General features: G+C 58.7%; 26 protein-coding genes and 1 pseudogene. 15 read left to right on the forward strand and 12 right to left on the reverse strand.

Annotated features, from left to right (window positions below; all coding sequences use genetic code 11):
- Positions 1–360: 360 nt before the first annotated feature.
- A complete protein-coding gene (locus tag NKH12_RS17775; RefSeq protein ID WP_352954331.1) occupies positions 361–627 on the forward strand; it encodes a DUF982 domain-containing protein in 267 nt (88 codons plus the stop codon).
- Between the two features lie 294 nt (positions 628–921).
- Here NKH12_RS17775 and xth read toward each other — a convergent pair whose 3' ends face one another.
- Together xth and ligD are read right to left on the reverse strand one after the other, a co-directional pair.
- Positions 922–1722 carry an exodeoxyribonuclease III gene (gene xth, locus NKH12_RS17780; RefSeq protein ID WP_352954332.1) on the reverse strand — a complete coding sequence of 267 codons (801 nt, stop codon included), beginning with the start codon at positions 1720–1722 and terminating at the stop codon, positions 922–924.
- A 4-nt stretch (positions 1723–1726) separates the two neighbouring features.
- Complete coding sequence (ligD, locus tag NKH12_RS17785) at positions 1727–3616, reverse strand: DNA ligase D (protein ID WP_352954333.1); 1890 nt, start codon at positions 3614–3616, stop codon at positions 1727–1729.
- Between the two features lie 886 nt (positions 3617–4502).
- Between ligD and NKH12_RS17795 the strand changes: the two genes are divergently transcribed.
- The 5 genes from NKH12_RS17795 to NKH12_RS17815 all read left to right on the forward strand — a co-directional run bounded on the left by NKH12_RS17795 (position 4503) and on the right by NKH12_RS17815 (position 7717).
- On the forward strand, positions 4503–5090 hold the full coding sequence (locus NKH12_RS17795) for a hypothetical protein (RefSeq protein WP_352954334.1): 588 nt from the start codon (positions 4503–4505) through the stop codon (positions 5088–5090).
- Complete coding sequence (locus NKH12_RS17800) at positions 5087–5482, forward strand: phage holin family protein (protein ID WP_352954335.1); 396 nt, start codon at positions 5087–5089, stop codon at positions 5480–5482. The genes NKH12_RS17795 and NKH12_RS17800 overlap by 4 nt, the downstream gene beginning before the upstream one ends.
- Positions 5479–6393 (forward strand): hypothetical protein, encoded by a 915-nt coding sequence (locus NKH12_RS17805; protein ID WP_352954336.1) that lies wholly within the window; start codon positions 5479–5481, stop codon positions 6391–6393. The genes NKH12_RS17800 and NKH12_RS17805 overlap by 4 nt, the downstream gene beginning before the upstream one ends.
- A gap of 58 nt (positions 6394–6451) precedes the next feature.
- Positions 6452–6724, forward strand: coding sequence for a hypothetical protein (locus NKH12_RS17810; protein ID WP_352954337.1), 273 nt, complete (start codon positions 6452–6454; stop codon positions 6722–6724).
- A gap of 522 nt (positions 6725–7246) precedes the next feature.
- The gene (locus NKH12_RS17815) at positions 7247–7717 is read left to right on the forward strand and encodes a VOC family protein (protein WP_352954338.1); all 471 of its coding nucleotides are present in this window, start codon (positions 7247–7249) and stop codon (positions 7715–7717) included.
- A 34-nt stretch (positions 7718–7751) separates the two neighbouring features.
- Here the strand turns inward: NKH12_RS17815 and NKH12_RS17820 are convergent, their stop codons facing one another.
- Both NKH12_RS17820 and NKH12_RS17825 read right to left on the reverse strand, forming a co-directional pair.
- On the reverse strand, positions 7752–8027 hold the full coding sequence (locus tag NKH12_RS17820) for a hypothetical protein (RefSeq protein ID WP_352954339.1): 276 nt from the start codon (positions 8025–8027) through the stop codon (positions 7752–7754).
- Positions 8028–8118: 91 nt separating this feature from the next.
- Positions 8119–8679, reverse strand: coding sequence for an ATP-dependent DNA ligase (locus NKH12_RS17825; protein ID WP_352954340.1), 561 nt, complete (start codon positions 8677–8679; stop codon positions 8119–8121).
- 479 nt (positions 8680–9158) lie between these two features.
- On the opposite strand from NKH12_RS17825, the gene NKH12_RS17830 reads away from it, so the two are divergent.
- Positions 9159–9386 (forward strand): DUF2254 family protein, encoded by a 228-nt coding sequence (locus NKH12_RS17830; RefSeq protein WP_352954341.1) that lies wholly within the window; start codon positions 9159–9161, stop codon positions 9384–9386.
- A gap of 886 nt (positions 9387–10272) precedes the next feature.
- Here the strand turns inward: NKH12_RS17830 and NKH12_RS17835 are convergent.
- Positions 10273–10797: a YciE/YciF ferroxidase family protein gene (locus tag NKH12_RS17835; protein ID WP_352954342.1), complete on the reverse strand. Its 525-nt coding sequence runs from the start codon at positions 10795–10797 to the stop codon at positions 10273–10275.
- An 816-nt stretch (positions 10798–11613) separates the two neighbouring features.
- Between NKH12_RS17835 and NKH12_RS17840 the strand changes: the two genes are divergently transcribed.
- Positions 11614–11763 (forward strand): hypothetical protein, encoded by a 150-nt coding sequence (locus tag NKH12_RS17840; RefSeq protein WP_156942635.1) that lies wholly within the window; start codon positions 11614–11616, stop codon positions 11761–11763.
- Positions 11764–11988: 225 nt separating this feature from the next.
- Here the strand turns inward: NKH12_RS17840 and NKH12_RS17845 are convergent, their stop codons facing one another.
- Both NKH12_RS17845 and NKH12_RS17850 read right to left on the reverse strand, forming a co-directional pair.
- Complete coding sequence (locus tag NKH12_RS17845; RefSeq protein ID WP_352954343.1) at positions 11989–12396, reverse strand: response regulator; 408 nt, start codon at positions 12394–12396, stop codon at positions 11989–11991.
- A gap of 367 nt (positions 12397–12763) precedes the next feature.
- The gene (locus tag NKH12_RS17850; protein WP_352954344.1) at positions 12764–12940 is read right to left on the reverse strand and encodes a hypothetical protein; all 177 of its coding nucleotides are present in this window, start codon (positions 12938–12940) and stop codon (positions 12764–12766) included.
- Positions 12941–13340: 400 nt separating this feature from the next.
- Between NKH12_RS17850 and NKH12_RS17855 the strand changes: the two genes are divergently transcribed.
- The 4 genes from NKH12_RS17855 to NKH12_RS17870 all read left to right on the forward strand — a co-directional run bounded on the left by NKH12_RS17855 (position 13341) and on the right by NKH12_RS17870 (position 15794).
- Positions 13341–13766, forward strand: coding sequence for a DUF983 domain-containing protein (locus NKH12_RS17855; RefSeq protein ID WP_352954345.1), 426 nt, complete (start codon positions 13341–13343; stop codon positions 13764–13766).
- A gap of 384 nt (positions 13767–14150) precedes the next feature.
- Positions 14151–14645 (forward strand): DUF2243 domain-containing protein, encoded by a 495-nt coding sequence (locus NKH12_RS17860; protein ID WP_352954346.1) that lies wholly within the window; start codon positions 14151–14153, stop codon positions 14643–14645.
- Between the two features lie 115 nt (positions 14646–14760).
- The gene (locus NKH12_RS17865) at positions 14761–15543 is read left to right on the forward strand and encodes a Crp/Fnr family transcriptional regulator (RefSeq protein WP_352954347.1); all 783 of its coding nucleotides are present in this window, start codon (positions 14761–14763) and stop codon (positions 15541–15543) included.
- Complete coding sequence (locus tag NKH12_RS17870; RefSeq protein ID WP_352954348.1) at positions 15543–15794, forward strand: DUF6894 family protein; 252 nt, start codon at positions 15543–15545, stop codon at positions 15792–15794. Before NKH12_RS17865 ends, NKH12_RS17870 begins: the two co-directional genes overlap by 1 nt.
- 76 nt (positions 15795–15870) lie before the next feature.
- On the opposite strand, the gene NKH12_RS17875 is transcribed toward NKH12_RS17870, so the two are convergent.
- Both NKH12_RS17875 and NKH12_RS17880 read right to left on the reverse strand, forming a co-directional pair.
- Entirely contained in the window at positions 15871–16089 is a 219-nt protein-coding gene (locus tag NKH12_RS17875) for a hypothetical protein (protein WP_352954349.1), read from the reverse strand.
- 17 nt (positions 16090–16106) lie between these two features.
- Positions 16107–16322: a hypothetical protein gene (locus NKH12_RS17880; RefSeq protein ID WP_023803428.1), complete on the reverse strand. Its 216-nt coding sequence runs from the start codon at positions 16320–16322 to the stop codon at positions 16107–16109.
- Positions 16323–16845: 523 nt separating this feature from the next.
- Between NKH12_RS17880 and NKH12_RS17885 the strand changes: the two genes are divergently transcribed.
- Positions 16846–17031 carry a hypothetical protein gene (locus tag NKH12_RS17885; RefSeq protein ID WP_128186764.1) on the forward strand — a complete coding sequence of 62 codons (186 nt, stop codon included), beginning with the start codon at positions 16846–16848 and terminating at the stop codon, positions 17029–17031.
- Positions 17032–17764: 733 nt separating this feature from the next.
- On the opposite strand, the gene NKH12_RS17890 is transcribed toward NKH12_RS17885, so the two are convergent.
- Together NKH12_RS17890 and NKH12_RS17895 are read right to left on the reverse strand one after the other, a co-directional pair.
- On the reverse strand, positions 17765–17983 hold the full coding sequence (locus NKH12_RS17890; protein WP_352954350.1) for a KTSC domain-containing protein: 219 nt from the start codon (positions 17981–17983) through the stop codon (positions 17765–17767).
- 253 nt (positions 17984–18236) lie between these two features.
- Positions 18237–18452, reverse strand: a complete 216-nt coding sequence (locus NKH12_RS17895) for a hypothetical protein (protein WP_352954354.1) — start codon at positions 18450–18452, stop codon at positions 18237–18239.
- Here NKH12_RS17895 and NKH12_RS17900 point away from each other — a divergent pair.
- The gene (locus NKH12_RS17900; RefSeq protein WP_352954353.1) at positions 18426–18926 is read left to right on the forward strand and encodes a DNA-3-methyladenine glycosylase; all 501 of its coding nucleotides are present in this window, start codon (positions 18426–18428) and stop codon (positions 18924–18926) included. The genes NKH12_RS17895 and NKH12_RS17900 overlap by 27 nt on opposite strands.
- 765 nt (positions 18927–19691) lie before the next feature.
- Complete coding sequence (locus NKH12_RS17905) at positions 19692–20201, forward strand: ferritin-like domain-containing protein (RefSeq protein WP_352954351.1); 510 nt, start codon at positions 19692–19694, stop codon at positions 20199–20201.
- Positions 20202–20534: 333 nt separating this feature from the next.
- Here NKH12_RS17905 and NKH12_RS17910 read toward each other — a convergent pair.
- Positions 20535–20629, reverse strand: a pseudogene (locus NKH12_RS17910) (histidine kinase dimerization/phosphoacceptor domain -containing protein); the annotation flags it as partial.

The following is a 20629-nucleotide window of genomic DNA, read 5'->3' on the forward strand; positions in this document are numbered from 1 at the left end:
CGGAATCGAGGTCGAGATCGCCGGGCGTCTAACGGCACTCCTGGGCGAGAATGCCTTCCCCAACGGCGTCAAAGCAGTGTGGGGAAAGGTGGTAGAGGGAGAGGAACCAGGATCCAACCTTCTCCACGGAGCCGCGCGCCATGGCGGCAAACTGAAACGTGCCTTGGATAGTTGATGACGATCGGCCTCGCCGGAATACCGCGTTTAGGTCGCCTCCCCAAACTCCGCCTCGTTTCCTGCCGATGGGAGTCTCTCATAATCGACGGGCGGAAATAGCATGCCCTCCGTTTCGGCACGTCGCGTTGGCCGGAACAAAATCACCGCTCCCTCGTTCGGCCTGGCAACGCGACGGAATGCCTCATGCACGATCCTTTTTTCAAAAGTCCGGTCACCGTTGAGACGACAAACGTCGGCGAATTTCGCACGCTGGTCAGCGTGTCTGAGGCCGCCGTCTTCTTGATGGAACAATGGCCTGACGAGCATGGGCCGAGATATCGGGCAGCACTTCAGGCCTGCACAAGCCGGCTTGCGACAGCCGAACTCGTGGAAGGTGCGCGGCGCTCTTTTCTCGCCGCGGCAGAGGAAGCCGGCTTGCGTGTCAAGGATGAGGATGAGGACGCGGATTGATAACCCAACGTCAGGGGCCAGCGAGTCCCTCTGTCCGAGCTCGATGAAAGACGACGAAATCGTGGGCGGTGCAAGAGGAAGAGGAATTCCTGGTCCGTTTCCTCGCACGCGAGACAGGCATCACGGAGGCGCAAGCACGCGACCTGGTCGACACAATCGGCATAGACCGCTCATCACTGATCCGAAAGGCGAGGATCTTGAAAGCGCAACATTGGGCTGCCGATCTTCCTCATAAGATCGGGGCCCTGCGAAGAAGCAATGTGATCGGCTGGGCGAACTACAAGGTCGCCCATCCTACAGCCCGCCAATGTGGGGCTTTGTCTTTTTGCCAAGATCGATCCAGGTTGGGGCGTGGTCACTGGTCTTTTCCCAACCGCGGACATGACGATCTACTTTGGCGCCGCGCAATCGTCCAGCGATTGAGGGGCTGAGCAGGAGGTGATCGATCCTAAGGCCTGCATCGCGGGCGTAGGCGTTCCTGAAATAGTCCCAGAAAGTGTAAATCCTTTCGCCCGGATGGAGTTGGCGCAATGCGTCGGTCCAACCTTGGGCAACCAGGTGCCGAAAGGCTTCGCGGACCTCTGGACGAAAAAGTGCATCGTCAAGCCAGCGCTCGGGTTTGTAAACGTCGAGCTCGGTCGGCATGACGTTGTAGTCGCCGGCCAGGACCACCGGCGCTCCAGAGGCAAGTAGTTCGGCCGCATGGGCAGTGATGCGTTCAAACCAGCGCAGCTTGTATTCGAACTTGAGACCGGGCGCCGGGTTGCCGTTGGGCAGGTAAAGACAGCCAATCAGGATTCCTTTGACGGCAGCTTCAATGTATCGGCTGTGCAGGTCGTCGGGATCACCAGGAAGCCCCCGACGGGTCTCTTGAGGCTCAATCCCACGCGCCAGTATGGCAACGCCGTTCCAACTCTTTTGGCCGTGCCAGATCGCGCCATAGCCCGCCCCCTGAATCGCTGCTATCGGAAAATTCTCCTGCGTCGCTTTCAGCTCCTGCAGGCATACTATGTCCGGCCGAGCTTCTTCTAGCCAGCGAAGCAGGACCGGCAGGCGGCCATTCACGCCGTTGACGTTGTAGGTCGCGATCTTCATCGCTTCAGAGATCCGGGAGGACTTGATCGGCGCGCCCCCAGTTGGCAAGCGCTTTCGAGCCAGCGCGTTTCACCAATTCGGCCGCGTCGCCAACATGCCAATGTGACGGCCTGTCGATCGTCTCCATCTCCTTCCAGGTGATGGGTGCCGCGAGCGGTGCCTCGGGGCGTGCGCGAACGCCGTAGGGCATGACCGCAGTCGCCCCCCGCTGATTACGCAGATAATCGATGAAGATGCGGCCCTTGCGCTGCGCCTTGGGAAGGGCGGCCGTGAAATTGGCTGGATCGATCTGGGCCACCGCCATGGCGAGCCGGCGCGCGAAATCTTTCACTTCTGGCCATTCGGCCTTCGGCGTAAGCGGCGCGATCACATGGACCCCCTTGCCGCCCGTGACCATTGGGAATGTGGCCAGGCCGATCTGGTTCAGGATATCGTGGAACTGGAAGGCAGCACTACGGACCGCCTCGAAGTCGAGGCCTTCGTCCGGATCGAGGTCGAAGACAAGGCGATCGGCCTTTTCGACGTCCTCGATGCGCGCGCCCCAGCCATGGAATTCAATCGTGCCCATCTGGACGCAGGTCAGCAACCCGTCGGCATCGTCGATAAACAGATAAGGCTCTTCGTGCCCGTCCTTTTCCTGGATGGCGACATGATGAACGTGCGTGCCGAAGCTGCCTGCGTCGTGCTTTTGAAAGAAGCACTTCTTTGCGCGACCCTGCGGGCAACGGACCAGGCTAATCGGGCGACTGCCAACCCAAGGCAGCATCGCCGGCGCTATCGCTGCATAATAGTCGGCGAGTTGGCCTTTGGTGATCCCCGATTCAGGATAGATCACACGCTCCCGGTTGCTTATTTTGATGCTGTTAGACGCGGGCGCCGAAGCCTCTTGGACGGGGTTTTCTGTCTCCATCACAACGGCCTCGGCCCGCTTATCCTCCCGCAACCCCAAATAGGTGGGATGGCGCAACACGCCCTCATCGGTCATCTCCGTATATGCGATCTCTGCGACCAGGCGCGGCTTCAGCCAGTGGGCGCCGCGGACAGCCGCACGGGGTGCTTGGACCGTCGCCACCATCACTTCCAGCGGTCTCATCAAATTAAGGAGGCTGGCCATCTCGCGGTCGTTGAAACCCGTACCGACCTTCCCCGAGTAGCGCAGTTTACCGTCTTCGTTGACCCCAAGCAGCAAGGAGCGCAATTCACGCGCCTTGTCGGACGGGGTCCACCCTACGATGACGAATTCCTGTCGCTTGATGCATTTGATTTTCAGCCAGTCACCGGCACGGGAGCCTACATAGGGTTCGTCCGCCTTCTTGGAAATTACGCCTTCAAGCCCGGCGGCGCAGAACTTGTTGAGCAACTGCTCGCCGCTTCCACGGATGTGGTCGGAATAGTGGATGTGCCTGGATGCTAACGGCAGAATTGAGCGCAGCTTCTCCTTGCGTTCGATCAAAGGAAGGCTGGTAAGATCCTCGCCATCAAGCGAAAGCAAATCAAACCCGTAATACACGATCGCGCCTGGATCACCCTTGAGTGCCGTTTGCAATTTCTGGAAACTGGATCGCCCCTCTTCGTCGACAACCACTGCCTCGCCATCGATCAGCGCGGAGCGAACAACAAGAGTAGCAGCCTCCTGAAGCAAGGGCGCAAAGCGGTGAGACCAATCAAGCCCGGACCTTGTGTATGCCTTCGCCGCCCCGCCCCCAATGGCAACAAGCGTACGATAGCCGTCGTATTTTATCTCATGGATCCACCTCTCGCCCGTGGGTACCTTGTCGACTAACTTGGCGAGTTGAACGGATCGGAATGGTGGAATTTTTGCCGATGATGCACGCCGCGTTGGCGCCCTGGCAGCAAGACTAACGGAGTTGGAAGAAGTCACGTTCTGGGCCATGAAATTGCTCCTAGCGCCCATCAACAGCCATGTGAGCGACTCGTTCCGAAGAGTCCGAACTTGAGCTGATTGAAAGCTGGACGCGACGCATAAAGGCGCGGCGCCCCAGCGTCTTCGGGATTTATCGCTATTTAGCTATCTGAGCAAACCGGCGGGCGCGGCGCTCCAACAGGAGGCAACAAGCCCGACATTTTCGCGGAAATGCTCCTAGAGATGACGGCGTTCCACGTCGCTGAGCCAGGTTCGACACTTGGCGTCCGCTCCAAGATGCGCGTTTTTCAATAAGGCGAAGCAACTTGATGATCCCGCCCGACGTTGGTTTTCCCAAATGGAGGTGGGAAATGCCTCGCTTGAGTGATGGAAAGCCGCGGGCGCTGGTGCTGCAATATTTGGACGGCGTACCGGATAAGCTAATCTGCGAAAGGTTCTGCGTCTCGCCGAGCTATCCCAGCCACTTGGCAACTCGATACAAGCTGAAGCGACGGCCGCCATGTTAGGCGCGGAAGCATTCGCTATCCTGGGGCGTCGAAGACGCACGGTGCGGTGAGTTCGCTCCCGCCTGGTTGGCATGGAGTCGCACCGTTATCGGAGGGCAGACCGCGCCGTATGACTTCGCTGCAAAGTACGGTGAGACCTCGGCAGGCCTCATAACGAAAGAGCATCACGGCACGCTGGACCTGGCATGGTGCCGGATTGAGGCGGGCTCGGATACAGCGGTGTTTCGCCTGCTGGAGAAAAATATCGGCGAAAGGGAACATGATGGCCGCAGGCAAGTTGGAGGCGCAGTGGAGGAGATTGCGCATGAACAGTGTCATTTATCTCATCGGCCTCGTCGTCGTCGTGCTCGCGATCCTCTCCTTCCTCGGACTCCATTAGGAGATACACTATGCAGGGCGAAGACGATCAAGGCCGCAAGACGGCTGATTTCCGGACGGCAAAAAGCGAAGTGTCCGAACGAATCGAGCAGGAAACGCGGAGCGCTCGCGAGGCGCTACACGATGCTCGCGAGGAACTCACCCGGAAGGCCACCGACTACGCATCGGAAACGAAGCAGGCGTTGTTCGACAAGGCGGAGGGAACGCAGCGAGATCTCAGCGCTAACCTGAAAGCCTTTGGCGGCGCGTTGCGCGCCGCGAGTGAGCATCTGGCCAATAGCGATCAACGGACAGCTTCGAAGTTTGTCCTTGATGCCGCGGGCGGACTTGATCGCCTTTCGTCGTCATTGAAGGACAAACCGTTCGAAGAAGTTCTCGGCGAGATCCAGTCGTTTGGCCGCGAGAATTCAGGCGCGCTAATAGCCGGGTCGGTTTTGGCTGGCTTGGCGCTGGGCCGGTTTATCAAGAGCTCGCCACCGACCGGCCCAGCCGACACGCGAGCCGGCTCGCAAACCGGTGGTGCTTCCGCAACCAGCCCCGATGAATCCGGCTCCAATAAAAACGACTGGGCCGACGCAAGCCTGGAGCTGAACCCATGAGCAACGGTCAGGACAGTCGCAGCCTCGCAACGCTTGTCAGCGATCTGGCACAGCAAGTCACCACTCTGCTTCAGACCGAAGCCATGCTTCTTCGGACTGAGATGTCAGAGAAAGCTAGCAAAGCCGGCGCAGGGGCAGTCGAGATTTTGGGCGGCGCGATATGCCTCCTCGCCGGCCTCATAATACTTTTGCAAGCACTGGTGATTGCTTTGGCGAAAGCCGGGTTGGGGGCGGGATGGTCCTCCCTGCTGGTCGGGCTCGTCGTGGCGGTTCTGGGCGTCATTCTCTTGCGCTCCGGCACGGCGACCATGGCGCCATCGGAATTGACGCCCGATCGCACTCAAGACCAACTCAAGCGCGACGCGCGCGTGATCAAGGAACAAATACGATGAGCGAGAAATCTGCAGCCGAACTCGAACGAGATGCCGACATCGCACGTGCGAAAGTCGCAGACACCGCGGACTCGATCCGCAGCAAGATGACACCCGGTCAATTGATAGACGAGTTCACCGGAATGTTTGCCGGCGGCGACGGATCCGCCATGCTTGACAATCTCAAGGTGCAGGTCAGAGACAACCCGTTGCCGCTAACGTTGGTTGGGGCCGGCTTGGCTTGGCTGATGCTCGGCAGCGGCACGTTAGCAACTAGCTCAGCCGCCGGGGCCTCTCAGACAGGGAGGGATCCTGTTTATCGCAAGTTCTCTGAGCAGAGCGGGGGCGGGGGCGGCGACAGTTGGCAGCGCTCGAATGGTGATGAATCCGTTGAAGGGTCCGGCATGGGCACAATGCTTTCCGATGCCGCCGGCTCGGTTTCGTCAGCTGCAAGCGGCGCGGCCGAAGCGGCAGTCAATGCTGCGTCTGGCGCCAAGGAGGGTCTGACAAGAACTGCCGAGCGGCTCGGTTCAAGCACCAGTGATATGACGGTACGGGTGCGGCAGTCGGCGCAGGACCTTTTCCAGCGCGAACCGCTGGCGATAGCCGCAGTCGGCCTAGCCGTTGGCACGGCTATCGGCGTGATGCTGCCCCACACGTCCACAGAGGACGAGCAGCTTGGCGGCTATCGCGACAAACTTCGCGACAGTGCCGAGGAGGTTTTCGAACAAGGCCTCGAGCAAGCGAAGCAAGTCGCCGCTGAGGCCTACGAAGCGGTCAAGGAAGAGGCCGACCGACAAGCCTCGAGTGGACATGGCGACACGTTGGTAGATAAGGTCGGCAAAGTCGTGAAACGGACTGCAAACAAAACCGAGGAAGCCGTTCGCGATCGTTTGCCAGGGTCCGCAGCGTCTTCCAAAACGACGTCATAGCGTTTCTTTCTCCCCGACTTGCCTGGTGGCGGGGATAACGCGGAGCTTGGTGAACGCCATGGCCCGTTTACTGCTGAGCCTCGTATTAACCCCTTTTTTTGCCACGCTTGCGCTTGGCCAAGCGTGGCAGCCGCTCGGCATCAAGCAGTATGGCTTCACTTTCCACGTTCCCCCAAGCTTTGTTCTGACGCAGCATTCGGACCAGGGTGCGGCTTTTCAGGGCAAAAACGACGCCTTCTTGGCCGTGTGGGGTGCGCGACTGGGCAAGGCCAGTTTTCGGACCGAGATCGGCATCGCATGGTCGAGGACGAGAAGGACGGCTGGAAGCTGACCTATCGGCGCGCAACCACGAGATGGGCCAGCTATTCCGGCACAAAGGGCGGCCAAATCCGATATGTCCGCGCGATTGCCATCTGCAACCACCGTGCCGCCTTCTTCACCGTTAATTACAGCCGCGCCGAAAAAATCCCTTTCGATCCGGTTGTCGTGCGGATGGTGCGGTCGCTGAAGACGGAAGGGGCTTATGCGCCTGATCGCTGCCGACAACATGACCCAAAAGGAAAACGCCAAGGTCGAGGCGCAGCTCGTGATCGCCCGCGCGATGATGCGTGCAGGGAAGCTGAACTAGTCATCAGGCCCATTTCACAAGAAAAATCCTAGCTGTGAATTGCGGGCACCAAGTCTATTTCGCTGGTCACAGCTGGGTGGAACGCGGAAATCCAGTCCCGATGCATCGAACAAACGCTTGCGGCATCAAATCGGCCATTCGCGTTCAGTAATGTATCGCGGCTCTAGGTCGCCCGGTTCAATGCGAAATGGTATGCTCTTCATATTATCGGGAAGGAGGTTCGGTATGCCTGTTACCGTTGGCGCGCACCATCTCACTTTGTTCACACGCGACATGGACCGTTTCATTCGCTTCTATGAAGAAATCTTCGACGCGGAAACGAGGTTCGATCTATCCGAGCCCGGTCCCGGTGGCGGCACTCTTCGTCACTCACTTATCGACGTTGGAGGTGACTTTGCCCTTCATCCGTTCCAAATGCCGGAACCCACGGGGTATGAAGACGGGTCGATGCAGATGGGGAAGAGAGGTCATATAGATCATCTCGCGCTGAAGGTAGACAATGAAGAGCGCTTGCAGGAAGTCAGGCGACGTCTAGTGAAGGCGGGCGCTTCGAATGGGACCGATACAGATTTCGGCGCGGTCCGTCTGGTGACCTTCAAGGACCCGGATGGGATGGAGGGCGAGGTCGCACGGTGGACCGATAACAAACGCGTGCTCGGCTTTGAAGAACGCAAGCAGGAGCTTTGGCCAGACTAATCGTTTCCTAGTCGCAGAACGCGGGCTCAGCCCGCTAGTCAGGGTACTTCAAAGGCTTGTGGCTCGGCATGGCGTGGTAAAGCGCCTCGCCAAGGTCGCGCATATCCATTTCCTGCCCGCAGACGGGGCATATCTGGAAATGCTCGCGTTCGTCCTTCACCTGGCCGTCGTGGCGTTTCGCCTTGAAGCCAGTCGCCTCGTTATTCGTCGGCGGCCGTTTCCGAATGGCATTCACCGTGTCGGTGAGCGTCGGCCCGCCCTTAGCTTTCGCTCTGATCCGCTCAAACACTTTCTCCCTGTCGTCGGCCATCTCCAACCTCCTGACCTGCAAAACGCGGGCCGGACGGTTTTGTTGCTACCCACCCGAAGTGATCAGTAGGACAGTCGGGAGGTGAGCCAACCTACTCCTCGTCACTCAAACCGAGCAGCGATGCATGGCGTATGTGGCTGTGGTCGCCGCGGAGATGCTTGACGCGCAGCTTCACCCCTGGCCCGACCCATTGCGTCGCCGGCCGCTTCTTCATGGCCTTGGGCGGCGGCCCGGCGTGTTCCTGGACACGCTTCCACAGTCGTTCCCGCATATCATGGCCCAACGTGATGACGGCAGAACCCACATAGTTCCGCGTGCCGGGTTCGGCCAGCAAGGCGAATGCCGCTTTGCCCCGCTCACGCTCAACGCCTAGCAATTCGAATTCATCGACCGTGAAGCTCTTGGTCTTAAGCCAGTTGATCGTCGGGCCGCTGCGGTACTTGCTGCCGCGGCGCTTCGAGACGATTCCCTCAAGTCCTGCCTGATCGGCTAGGTAGAACACCGCGTTGCCATCGCCGGGCATCTCGTCGCTAAACTGCATCCGGCTGTTCGGCTTGATGATGCCGAAGAGGATTTCGCGGCGCCCCTTGCAGCCGATGTCACGCAGATCGTGGCCGTTCAGATGCAGGATGTCGAAGGCGCCGAGATACATGGCATAAGGATCGCTGTGGACGGCCGTGGAGCGCGCCGAAATCCGGCAGCCCGGCCGCATTGGTGACGACAGCCTCGCCGTCGATGATCGCGTTCTCGACCTCGAGCTCCCGCGCGGCTTCGACCAGCCCTCATATTGCTCGTCCAGTCCGCGCCGGTTTTGGTGAAGACGCGAATATCCTCAGGACTGTTGATGACGACCTGGGAGCGGTAGCCGTCGAGCTTGATCTCGTGAATCCAGTCTCGCCACCGGGTGGCTTGGTTACCAGCTTGGGCTCCATCGGTGGAATGAACTCGAGCCGGCCGACGCCGATACTTACAACTTTACGCACTTATTCGACTCTAGGCGACCGACTTACATTAGCCACGAGGAGGACCAAATGGCTGATAAGAGCAAGCGCGATGTTCGTGTATCGAGATCAGACATTTGACACGTCTCGTCCCGTTGGAGCATCAGTTCCACTCAAATGAGGGCCACCTGTGAGCTTGCTTCAGCGGTTTTCCAGACTGCGTGCGGGACTCTGGTTCATCCCGCTCACTTGTGTGCTGGCCGGCGTTGCCCTGTCGTTTGGCACGATCGCGATCGACCAGGCATACGACTATAACCTAGTGCCCCGATCGCTCAGTGGTGGGCCGGATGCGGCTATCGAAATCCTCGGATCAATAGCGGCGTCAATGATTAGCCTCGCGGGACGTGGACCGGGATAATTCCTCGCAAGCAGACTCAAGCGGACTGGGCTGATCAAGGATGAATCCGTTAATCACAGGCACAGCCGGTACTTACAATTTTACGCACCTAAGAGAGTCTAGGCGGCGGGCTTATATTGGCCAGAGTGAACGGAACGTGGTTCCGCAGCCGCCGGCGGGCTCGTGGCCAAGTGCGCGTGCTTATGGAAGATCGCAATCTTGTCAGGATAGGTAATCCGGATCTCGCGCCCACATTCGTCGCACCTGTAATGGGAAACGCCCCGAACCAGCTGCCGTTCTTGATGAAGGTGAAATTGCATTGCGGGCATTGGAAGGTCAGACCAACCGAGGAAAGCCTTTGAGAGAGGGACATTGCTGGGACTTAGCTTTGCGTGAGTTCTGTTTCGCTGAACGGCATCGTCTTCGCGCCAGGCTCAAAACCTCAGACGGACTCAAACGTTCCTTGATTGGGCTTCGGTCCCTGAAAAGGTGGACCTAAGTCTGCTGATCACAAAAATGAGGGCCGGGTGCAGCCGGGAGTGGAGGAACCTTTCATCCGAGCCGAAGTTGACCGGCAATGACGAAACTCTCCGACCTGGGGCCGCCGATCACGGGCACGCGACACGGCGAAGCCGTGAAGCATGAGGGCGAGCATTTCTATTCCTGCCCAACCTGCGGCCAGGCAGTGGATCGGCGTGATCTTCGACAGGTCATTTGGCACGAACAGCCTGGTCACACTCGATTGGAGTTCGATTCCTGAGCCCTGTCCGCGCGGTTCAAGGTCGCGAGGCAAGACCCAGCTGGGTGCAGCCTATGACAAGGGCGCGCCGCCGTCGTCCGGAGGCGCGTTCTCTCTATTGTTCAGGATGACGTGCTCATTGATCCTGCTTGCGAAGCGCCGATTTACCTAGGCAGCTTCCTGCATCGCCCTCTCGTTGACGCTGGTCTCACCAAGCTGCGTCAGCGCTTCGTCAGTCGCCCTTTCCTCTTCGAGCGTCTCCTCGAGCAGCGGCACGGCATCCTTTAGGCCGAGCAGTCCGGCCCAGGTGATCAGGGTGCCGTAGCGGGCGATCTCATAGTGTTCGACCGCTTGCGCCGCCGCCACAAGACCAGCGTCTAGAGCTGGAGCTTCCTTGAATTCCTCAAGTATCTCCTGCCCTTCCTCAATGATGCCGTCGATCGCGGGACATGTCTTTCCTTGTGCCCGTTTGCCGAAAATCTCGAAGACCTGCTGCAGCCGTTCGATCTGAGCCTCCGTCTCGTCGCGGTGCTTTTCGAATGCGGCGGTCAGTTGGTCAGATTCGGCACCCTTGGCCATCTTCTTCAGCGCAGCCAGGATTTTGCGCTCAGCGTAGTAGACGTCCTTCAGTCCGTCGTGGAAAAGATCTTCGAGGCCCTTGGCCTTGCTCTGCGATTCATTTTTCATAGCCATCGTCGTCTCCGAATGTGAGAAACGCGTGTCTGGTGGCACGCGCAGCTTTAACCAAAGTGGGTGCTGTTTGTTCCTTGGCCCGATCGGCAATCCTCTGTGCCTGGACGTCATGGACGTAACCGAACAAACCGCAACGCCCCTCAGTAGTGCCTCACGCCTACACGGGCCTGGAATGCGAGGGATTGAGGCAGCGCGCAAGCGGCCATTTCGCTGGATACCGGCGAAACGTGCAACCCGCCCCGGTGTTCCGTGCACGAAAGAAAGCCCGCGCCCTTCGGGAAAAAAGGACGCGGGCCCATCAGGAGTCATCCATGTCGCAGCTGCACAAATAAAACTTTCAGCCCGCGCCGAAGTTCCACACGGAAACAAGGAAGGCCCGCCGCGCCTTCAGCCGCGCCGCTCCACTGGCCACCGAACGAAATATGAAACCGGCGCCCGAGGGGATGGGAAGGACGCGGCCTGATCAGAGGGTGCAGTCCGATCAGCACTAGGGCAAGTGCTGCACGACCCGAACGCATTGGCTCGGCCAGGTTCCCGCACGGAATACAAGCCCACCGCCAGAACCCGCCCTCGCTCGATTTCAGCCAAGCCGCCTACCGTCTCCCCGAATGCCAGGTCGGAAGAACGGACGAGCGTCTGTAACCGAGAGCGATCACGGCTGAGTTCTGGAGGACGAGTTCCAGGATTTCTATCCCGTCCAGACTGCAGCCGTGCCTGCTTGCCACGGATGAGTTTGCCTTCGGACAGCGGCGCTTAGCCTGCCGTTCAGGAACAACAACGCCCAAGCCAAGTTTGGTGGTCCAGGAGGTAACGACAATGCGCATACTGAGAACCTTCTTTGAATACTTGTGGCGCTCGAACAGCAAGTCGCCAGCAGCCCTTGCGCCGCCCGTCGACGCGATCGTTCGGCTGCTGAAAGAAAAGCAAAAACTCGCTACAAAGAAAGGACTTGGTCGACCAGAATAGACTGCTGGCGGCTGACCGTAACGCAGGATGTGGCGACGGGGCACACAGCATCACGCGTCACCTTGCTATCTGCAGCTTTAGCCGGGACTTGCCATCGGGGACGGTGCACCCGCGGCAGGCTCGGGCATGCGGCAATCTTCTGCCATCAGACAATGCCTTACGTTTGGGGCAGGAGTCCGATGGTCGCTCACAAGCGTCAGCGCCCATTGTGCGTGGCTGGCGATCTCACACTGTACCGACTTGCCTAGATTTTATCCAGATGGAAGCGTGTTCGCCAGCCACGGATGCCCTGGCCATCGAACTCGCCAAAGCTACGAGCACGGAATCGTCGGCAGGTTTCTCGACAAAAGTTCCGGCCTTGAAGGCCTCACCTCGGCCCTCGATGTCCGTGGCACTATAAATGACAAAGGGGATGTTGCGGGCCACGAGTTCTTCAGCAACCGAAGAGCTGACGCCGTCCTGCAAGAGCACGTCCAGTATAACGACGTCCGGCTCAACCAGGGCCAAAATTTGTCTTGCACGAACGCAACTCGGCTCTGAGGCTACCGCAAAGCCAGCCCGTTTAAGGGACGCCTCGATGTCAACGACGATCATCGGCTCGTCCTCAACAATCAGTGCTAGTGGCTTTCTCATGTGCTCCTCCTTGCTGGGCAGGAGCACGACGTGCGCTGACACCACGGCACCAATTTCATAAGCCTGTCGGACCAGAGTGCATGCTCATTTGTTAAAGCGAGCGAAAACACATCGCGCCAAGAGACATGGAGCCAGGCTGTCATGCGATCGTCGACTGCATGCTGGATGCCGGACGGGTACGTCGGGAGATCATGCGCTCGCTCCGGCCGATCGCCGCCGACAACACGCCAAGGTCGAGGCGTGCAATGATCACTGCCGGGCCGGCCTATTTGAGTCACGACTGGTCTCAAAAGGCGTACACTTCACAGGTCGCCCACACTTCCACGGCAAAGCTGGCGCTCGCGCCGGCCGGAGATCGACAACCCGACTATTCGTCTTTCTTCACTTCAGCTTCGTCCTTCAGCCGCTGCCAGTTTGCGCCGTGCTTGCGAAGCAGTGCCCGCGCCTGTTTGGGCGTTACGTCTGTTACCTCCGCCAGGTGCTCACCTTCGAGTTCTGCACCCTTCTTAACTCGGCTCGTGTCGCTCGTCCTCTTGTCCGCCATCTGTTGCGTCCTCCTTCGCCCGCAGTCAGTCGCAACGAATGTTGAACGTTGTGGTTCCACCCCTGTGGAACTAACTGCCGACCGTGTAGTTCTACCGCCGAAGGAGATCTCAAATGCTTCGATTCCTAATCGGTCTTGGCGCGCTGTATGCGGCATTTCAAATCGGCCGGGAGTTTGGCCGCATTGACGCGGAGGTCATCCAGATTCCACCCGACGATCGTCGCCCGACGCCTGGAAACGGGGCAGAGTTCGGCGAGCGGACCTAGGGGTTCTGTAGCTCCCTCAAGCTTGCGCTATCTACGCGACATTGGCGCGAGCAAACCGTTACTCCTCGTCGCCGAAATCCTACAAGGACGCAACCTGCCTCGGAACTAATGCCGGGACGATGTGGTTTTGCAGGATGCCTACCTACTACAATGAAACGACCAACCCCGTCCTAACCGGTATCAAGGGGCGTTGCCCACGCTGCCAACAGGGGCATCTGTTCAGCAGCTATCTCAAGCTGGCGCAGAATTGCGATGTATGCGGATTGGATTTCTCGTTCGCCGATCCGGCTGATGGCCCGGCCTTCTTTTCCATGTCGATTGTGGCATTCCCGGCGATGGCTTTCGCGCTATGGTTTCAGCTCACGTATGAGCCGTCCTATTGGATGCATGTGATCACAACCTTACCCCTCACCGTTGGCGCGTGTGTTGCATTGCTAAGACCGCTCAAAGGCTGGCTTGCATGCTCTCAGTACTTCCACAAGGCTGAGGAAGGCTCCATGGACCGAGAATGGCATACGGCCGAAGCCGAGCGCCATCGGCAGCGGCCGCCGAACACGTGAAGTGCATGGGCCAAGGACGTATGTAGAGCCACCACACCTTTCAGCCCGCCAATACTCCGTCCTTGGCTCCTATTCGTCGCTGATACCCAGCACGGAACCGGCCGCTTCTTCAACTCTTTGGGGGGTGGATCGGCGTGTTCCTGGACACGTTTCCATAGTCGGTCACGCATGTCGCGGCCCAGGGTGATGAAGGCCGAACCGACATACTTTTGCGTGCCTGGCTCCGCCAGCAAGGCGAATGCGGCCTTGCCCTGTTCGTGTTCTTATTCGATTCTCGGCGATCGGCCTACATTAGCCAGAGTGAACGGAACGGGTTCCGCTCGGCCGCGGCAACGAAAGTTGGTCGTCGGCGTTGCGCTTGTTCGCCCGAGGAGGAAATAACTTGTGCCAAGCCTAGATGCGAAGCCCCGCCAGTTTCCCACGCTCGCAGGCATTCTGTTTGGCCTTGGTTTGGGCGGCTTTTTCGACGGCATCGTCTTTCATCAGCTGCTCCAGTGGCACCACATGGTAACCAGCGCCGGCTATCCCGCAGAGAGCGTCGAAAACCTACGATTCAACACGCTCCTCGATGGTCTGTTCCACGCCGCCACCTATCTGTTCGTTGTGCTTGGGCTGCTCCTGCTCTGGCGCGCCGCGCATCAATCGCAGCTTTGGTGGTCGGGAAAGATGCTGGTCGGCACAATGCTCATCGGATTTGGCTTATTCAACCTCGTCGAAGGGCTGGTGGATCACCAGATCCTCGGCATCCACCATGTCAACGAGACCGTCCCGCGGGAGCAATGGATCTACTGGGATTTGGGTTTCCTGCTTTGGGGTGCGCTGATGTTGGTCGGCGGGTGGAGGCTGTGGAGGCAGGGCAGGCGTGCCTCGCGAGGCTAGTTGCGTTGAGGTGCCTGCCTAGTAGCGCGATCGCCGCGCAGATGCCAGATGCGCAGCTTCATCTCGGGCGTGTCCACCTCTTATCCGCATCAGCAGCGTGGAACATCTGAGGCGAATGCAAGTTCGGCCGGTAACACCCACGGAGGTAACCAAGTCCTTGTGTCCAGCTTTCTCCTCGGACGTGCTCATCCGCAAGCTGCGTGGCATCGCTGATATCAGCGATGATGACGCCGCAGCCTTAGGAGGCCTCACGATTCAGGAGAAGGATGTTCCGGCTAACAGGGATATCCTCATAGAAGGCGATCGGCCAACCAACTCATTTGTCGTCTTGGACGGCGTAGTATGTTCATACAAGCACACAGGTGAGGGAAAGCGGCAGATCACCAGCTTCTTTGTCGCCGGCGATCTCCCGGATCTGCACGGCATCCATCTCACAGTCATGGATTGCAGCTTCTCCAGCATGACGCCGGGCAGATTGGGCTTAATCCGCCACAGCGCTCTTCGCTCGATTTGCGAACAGCGCCCGCGCGTTGCAGCCGCGTTCTGGCGATCGACCCTGATTGACGCTGCGATCTATCGGGAATGGGTCACCAACGTCGGGAGACGGGACGCCTACGCTCGTACGGCCCACATGTTATGCGAACTCATTGTGCGGTTGCGGTTTGCTGGACGCGTTGAGGACCACGTCGCGGATCTGCCGATCACCCAGGCAGCATTTGGTGATGCGGTGGGTTTGTCCGCGGTTCACGTGAACCGCACGCTTCAGGCGCTACGAGGTGACGGGCTGATCGCCATGTCAGGTACAAAGTTGCGTGCTCTCGATTGGCCGGGTTTGGTCCGGGCAGGGGACTTCGATCCGACTTACCTGCACCTGAAGCACCCGGACGTGGCATTCTGATGACGGAAGCCAATATGCCAAGATATTTCTTTGATAGCGGCGATAGCCAGCATCTCGTGGAAGACAACACGGGTCTGGAATGCGAGGGGATTGAGGCAGCGCGCAATGCAGCCGTCGAAGGATTGACTGAGCTGGCAAAGGACGAACTGAAAGGTCCCGATGGGCAGCAACTCATCATGGATATCAGAGACGAGAGTGGCAGAAAGGTTCTGAGGCTTAGCCTGTCGCTGGTGATCGAACCTTTTGAGTAAATGCCGTCTCGCCGACATCCAACAAAGATGAACCTCGACGTCGCGGGTGAACAATGCGGAGCCGGAACACCAGACGCTAGTAGCTGTGCAGTGAACGGAAGACCGGGCTTTTAGCCGACCTCGCGGCGATGCGGGCCTTCCCCAGCGAGTCGAACAGCCGCTCTAAAAGGCCTTCGTCCACTTCGGAAGCCAGGCCGAACCGCCGGTCGTGCTCAACGATCCTGTCTTGGATCGACACGAGGATTTCATACCGAGCGACAAGGCTCGTCAGGACTTCCTGATGGTGGGAAGTCATGTGCTTTTCTTTCCGCGCTACAATCGGGCATATAGTCGAAGGCGTTCGTAAAGAACTGCCTCGTCAAATTCGCCATCTGAGAAAAGTTCCATTGCGATCACGCTCAGGCGCTCCGCCTGCTCGCTACCGACGGGAATACCTTCCTCAACGCGAACACGATCAAAGACCTGCTTCAACAAAGTCAGGTCACTAGGAAAGGCAATGCCACTCTTTGCAGTCTTAAGGCTGACCATATGTCTTTGCTCCCATTTGGGGCGGAAGCGCGGTGGTCGCTCACATCCAGCGATGCCCGTTGTCTATCGCCGATGAGAACACATTACGCCGATCGGCGCGTAGCGTCTTGAAAATAGCGCCTGAAGGTTTCCGCCCGTCGGTTCCATGCTGCCCGGGAAACGACGACAATCACCGTTGAAAGACAAGCAGTGCGACGGCGAGGCATGGGGAACCAGAACAACCGTGATCTGCAAAAGCGGCCATTTCGCTGAGCAGTTGCCTTCATGCCGGCGAAACGCATGCGCCTGGTGTTCAGTGCGAACAATAAAGCCCGCGCCCCACGAGGAAAGGACGCGGGCCGATCGGTGCATCTCCGATCTGCAGCCCATCGTTGGGAGGGAACAAGATTGCTGCACTTCCCGAACATTCATCTCAAGCATGTGTTCCAGAGAAAGCGAAATATGCCTGGAAAGTTTTCGCCATTGATCGCAACAAAGCCCTCCCGCCGGCGTTCCGGTTCAATCCAAGTGCAAAAGGCTCACCATGGGCGAGGAAGAAAAGTCCGACCGCGACCGAATGACGGATTTCCAGGCGCAGTTCCTCGCCAAGGAAGCCGGAATAACTGAAGCTCAAGCGCGCGAGCTGATCGAGTTGATCGGCACCGATCGGGCATCACTGCTTCGGGAAGCTCGGCTACTGAAAAGCCGGCTGAAGCCGCCGGACTCTTAGGAGCATTCACAATGCTATCCATATGGGACAATTTTGAATAGAAGCGGCTCGATTGAATGAGGGTCGCGCGCGAGCAGATATCGATGATCTTCGCCAGACGATAAACGATACCCGCCGCCTAATACTGGCACCCGTAAGCTGTTGGATCGCATTGCCGCAGACGATACGCTGAGCAGTAATCAAGCGCCTAAAATCCCGCACCCCAAATCGCACAGCATTCCACGCTCGACCTTTGCACATCGGCCGTCGATTCACGCGGCCTGCGGAGAGGACCGCGGCTGATTGTAGGGCGCAGGTGCAGCGTGCCATCTACGACTTCTTGGTCTTCGAATTCCTCTTCGGTTTCGGTGCCGATGCAGCAGGGAGAGCAGTCTCGGCTTTAAGTCGTTGCTCCCGCAGCCGAGCCGTCTTTGCGTCTCGTGCGACGCGCTCAATGTCTGTTAATGCCCGCGCAGCATCCGACGTGCGCTCCTGTCGGTCGTATTTTTCTTTATCGGTTAAGCCTTGCCTTTCCCGCATTGTTGTACCTCGATCTTGTACGGCGCTTTTGTTGGCGCCCGAACGATTGTCGCCAGATCGTGTTCCCCCCAGACAACAAAAAAGCCCGCCGCACCTTTCGGCACGGCGGGCTATCAGTCGTTTGCACAGGGCGGGCGGGGATCGTAAGAAAATCCTACGCGCCGGCTGAGCTGCGTCCACCAACCGGCAGTTGGAATGTCTCAACAGCTTGCCGTCATCCCGCGTCGTTGCCGGCCGCAACCTGACGATACCGGAAGTGATTTCGGATGTGCTCGTTGAAGTAGCGGCCCTTGGCAAAGGCGGCTTTGAACGCGGCAAAGGTATCCGGCGGCACGTCCTCAAACTCATATCGTTTGCCGCTGGCGACGAACCATACCGAGAGGATTCTGCTGTCGGGATCGTAGGCCATTTCTCGTATCGAGGTCGATGGCATGATATGGCTCGATCAAAAGTTTTCAACGGTCGCAGAGCCTGTCACGTTCCTTCGTGGTATTGCTCCCGAGCAGCGCACGAGGATTTTCTACGGGCCACTAACGCATCGCGGCATCGCAAACGCGGCAGCAGGCAGGGTCTTCCGGCTCTGTCTTTTCTACGCCGGCAGCGAACTTCGACCTTCCAATCACTTCGACCGCTTGGGCTAGGCGCTGTTGAATAGCCAATCGACCCTCATACATAGGCGATCAGACCTATCCGAGTTCAGCAGGAAGCGCCGCGATGCTGATGATCGCGAGTTTGGCCTTGGTGGATTGGCCTTTTGCGCCCAGAGCGGGAATGTTCTTGTTCGCCCCACGTTTCGGCGCGGTCGAGATCTGGTGCAGGCTTTGATCACGAACCACCAGTTCTTTGCCCGGGACGCCTGCGTTGTCGCTCGCGATATGATTGGCGCCACGCTTCTTGTGCACGGCGTGGGCGGGATCGTCGTCGAAACGGAGGCCTATCGCGCCGATGACCCCGCCTCACATAGTTTTTGTGGTCGGACTTCGCGAAACAGCGCAATGTTCGGCGCCCCAGGGAGCGCATACGTCTATCGCTCCTATGGTCTGCATTGGTGCCTGAATGCCGTCTGCCTTCCCGGTAGTGCTGTCCTTGTGCGCGCAATCGAACCGCAATCAAAGCTCGACCTGATGCGGGCCAATCGGGGCGTTGATGACCTTCGATTTCTTTGTTCGGGACCCGGTCGCCTTTGCCAGGCGCTTGCTGTCGATGCATCTTATGACGGGCTGCCATTGGACGAGCTTCCGTTCCAGTTCAAGCAGCCGCCAGAGGCGAGAGCCAGTTCCATCTTGACGGGACGCCGGATCGGCATCTCCAAGGCTGTCGATCTCGAGAGGCGGTTCGGACTGGCAGGCTCGTCGTACTTGAGCCGCAAATTTTGAGTTGCCTCTGCACGAGTAATCGCCTGGGGGTGAGTTCGGGTAATGAGCGATGTGCCGGCACCCCTACGCGATACTTGGTTCGCCCGCGATTTCGCCCAGCTTCAACTGTCAGGAGGCGATGGAGCCTAGCTTTCAAGCGATGGTCGATTGCATGCTAGAGACGGCTGGACGCGCCGAGAGAGGCGCAGCTCGCGATCGCCCACGCCTATCCTGGACGTGCTCTTGCGCGACTGCGTCAGCTCTTCGGTTGCTGAAGAACTCGTGGCCCGCAATATCCCCTTTGATAATTTATAGCGCCACGGACATCGAGGGCCGATGTGAGGCCTTCAAGGCCGGGACTTTTGTCGAGAAACCTGCTGACGATTCCGTTCCCGTAGCTTTGGCGAGTTCGATGGCTAGGGCATTCACGGCTGCGAAGACGCTTCCAGCTGGCTAACATCTATGCAAGTCGGTACAATGTGAGACCGCCAGCCACGCACAATGGGCGCTGACGCTTGGGAGCGACCATCGGAATCCTGCCCAAAGGTAAGGCGACATTGCATCGCTCATCGGCGTCGATCGTGCCTCGATCCTGAGAGAAGCGCGTCTCTTGCGCCGCGATCTAAGGCCGAAGCTTTAAGGCTTCTCCTGCAGTCTCTAGAACGGCCGGCCGGCCCGGATCATTGCGCGCTCATTATCGTGTTTGGCACGATCCACTCGACGGAACTAACGGTCTGCGGCGACGTTGCGATGGCAGCAAAACTATGCTGACCAACGGAGACGGACATGACAGAGCCCAAGGAACGTCTGGTGCAGTGGCTGCGCGACGCTCACGCCATGGAAGAACAGGCCGAGACCATTTTGAGCGGCCAAATCGAGCGTCTGGAAAACTATCCCGAGATTTGCGACCGGATGAACACGCATCTCGAAGAAACGAGACAACAGGCAAAACGTCTCGAACAATGCCTCGACCGGATTGGCGACGGATCTTCGACGCTGAAGGATGCCGGCGGTAAGCTAATCGCCTTCGGACAGAACATCAGCGGCATTTTTGCAGGCGACGAGGTGATGAAAGGATCGCTGGCCAGCTACACGTTCGAGCATATGGAAATCGCCAGCTATAAAATGCTCATTGCCGCAGCCGGCGAGGTCGGCGATTCCGAAACCCAAAGCGCGTGCAAAGAGAACCTGCGCGAAGAAGAGGCGATGGCTGATTGGCTGGAAAACAGACTCGGCACGGTCACCACCGAGTTCCTCAGACGCGACGAGCGGGATTCTGACACGGCGAAACGGTGACATAGCGGACAATTGCCGTCTACAGAAAAAACTCGCCTTCGGCACGGTGCTCGAAACAGAACCAGTGGGATGGCTGCCGCGGTTTACGGAAAGCCCTTCCGGCATTCTTGCCGCAGCCGGGATGCTCCCAGCAATGGCGCTGAATGCGACATGGCAACCAATCGTTTGGGGGCGCCTGGCGTTTATTCTGGACAGTGTTGCCGCCACGGCCTCGCCGCTAACTACTTGGCGAGCGAGAGCCCCATGGAGACGCAAGTCTGGTGAAGCCCCGATATCGCGGAGGAGCTTCCTGCTGGCCGCTGCGGCGGGACCGGCATTCGCGCCCATGCAAGCCAACGCCGTGATCATCTGGAGGTTGTTCTTCACCCGATGCTGGAGTTCGCGCAGCAGCGTGTCCTTCTCGCGAACGAGCTCTTCCACCGAGCGCC

Origin of the sequence: Mesorhizobium sp. M1322 (assembly GCF_040318085.1) — a bacterium.
Taxonomy (GTDB): Bacteria; Pseudomonadota; Alphaproteobacteria; order Rhizobiales; family Rhizobiaceae; genus Mesorhizobium.

Bases quoted from the DNA above. Each gene is read 5' to 3' on its own strand.
- NKH12_RS17775 (WP_352954331.1), top strand. From the start codon at position 361: ATGCACGATCCTTTTTTCAAAAGTCCGGTCACCGTTGAGACGACAAAC.
- xth (WP_352954332.1), bottom strand. From the start codon at position 1,722: ATGAAGATCGCGACCTACAACGTCAACGGCGTGAATGGCCGCCTGCCG.
- ligD (WP_352954333.1), bottom strand. From the start codon at position 3,616: ATGGCCCAGAACGTGACTTCTTCCAACTCCGTTAGTCTTGCTGCCAGG.
- NKH12_RS17795 (WP_352954334.1), top strand. From the start codon at position 4,503: ATGCAGGGCGAAGACGATCAAGGCCGCAAGACGGCTGATTTCCGGACG.
- NKH12_RS17800 (WP_352954335.1), top strand. From the start codon at position 5,087: ATGAGCAACGGTCAGGACAGTCGCAGCCTCGCAACGCTTGTCAGCGAT.
- NKH12_RS17805 (WP_352954336.1), top strand. From the start codon at position 5,479: ATGAGCGAGAAATCTGCAGCCGAACTCGAACGAGATGCCGACATCGCA.
- NKH12_RS17810 (WP_352954337.1), top strand. From the start codon at position 6,452: ATGGCCCGTTTACTGCTGAGCCTCGTATTAACCCCTTTTTTTGCCACG.
- NKH12_RS17815 (WP_352954338.1), top strand. From the start codon at position 7,247: ATGCCTGTTACCGTTGGCGCGCACCATCTCACTTTGTTCACACGCGAC.
- NKH12_RS17820 (WP_352954339.1), bottom strand. From the start codon at position 8,027: ATGGCCGACGACAGGGAGAAAGTGTTTGAGCGGATCAGAGCGAAAGCT.
- NKH12_RS17825 (WP_352954340.1), bottom strand. From the start codon at position 8,679: ATGTATCTCGGCGCCTTCGACATCCTGCATCTGAACGGCCACGATCTG.
- NKH12_RS17835 (WP_352954342.1), bottom strand. From the start codon at position 10,797: ATGGCTATGAAAAATGAATCGCAGAGCAAGGCCAAGGGCCTCGAAGAT.
- NKH12_RS17840 (WP_156942635.1), top strand. From the start codon at position 11,614: ATGCGCATACTGAGAACCTTCTTTGAATACTTGTGGCGCTCGAACAGC.
- NKH12_RS17845 (WP_352954343.1), bottom strand. From the start codon at position 12,396: ATGAGAAAGCCACTAGCACTGATTGTTGAGGACGAGCCGATGATCGTC.
- NKH12_RS17850 (WP_352954344.1), bottom strand. From the start codon at position 12,940: ATGGCGGACAAGAGGACGAGCGACACGAGCCGAGTTAAGAAGGGTGCA.
- NKH12_RS17855 (WP_352954345.1), top strand. From the start codon at position 13,341: ATGCCTACCTACTACAATGAAACGACCAACCCCGTCCTAACCGGTATC.
- NKH12_RS17865 (WP_352954347.1), top strand. From the start codon at position 14,761: ATGCAAGTTCGGCCGGTAACACCCACGGAGGTAACCAAGTCCTTGTGT.
- NKH12_RS17870 (WP_352954348.1), top strand. From the start codon at position 15,543: ATGACGGAAGCCAATATGCCAAGATATTTCTTTGATAGCGGCGATAGC.
- NKH12_RS17875 (WP_352954349.1), bottom strand. From the start codon at position 16,089: ATGACTTCCCACCATCAGGAAGTCCTGACGAGCCTTGTCGCTCGGTAT.
- NKH12_RS17880 (WP_023803428.1), bottom strand. From the start codon at position 16,322: ATGGTCAGCCTTAAGACTGCAAAGAGTGGCATTGCCTTTCCTAGTGAC.
- NKH12_RS17885 (WP_128186764.1), top strand. From the start codon at position 16,846: ATGGGCGAGGAAGAAAAGTCCGACCGCGACCGAATGACGGATTTCCAG.
- NKH12_RS17890 (WP_352954350.1), bottom strand. From the start codon at position 17,983: ATGCCATCGACCTCGATACGAGAAATGGCCTACGATCCCGACAGCAGA.
- NKH12_RS17900 (WP_352954353.1), top strand. From the start codon at position 18,426: ATGATTGGCGCCACGCTTCTTGTGCACGGCGTGGGCGGGATCGTCGTC.
- NKH12_RS17905 (WP_352954351.1), top strand. From the start codon at position 19,692: ATGACAGAGCCCAAGGAACGTCTGGTGCAGTGGCTGCGCGACGCTCAC.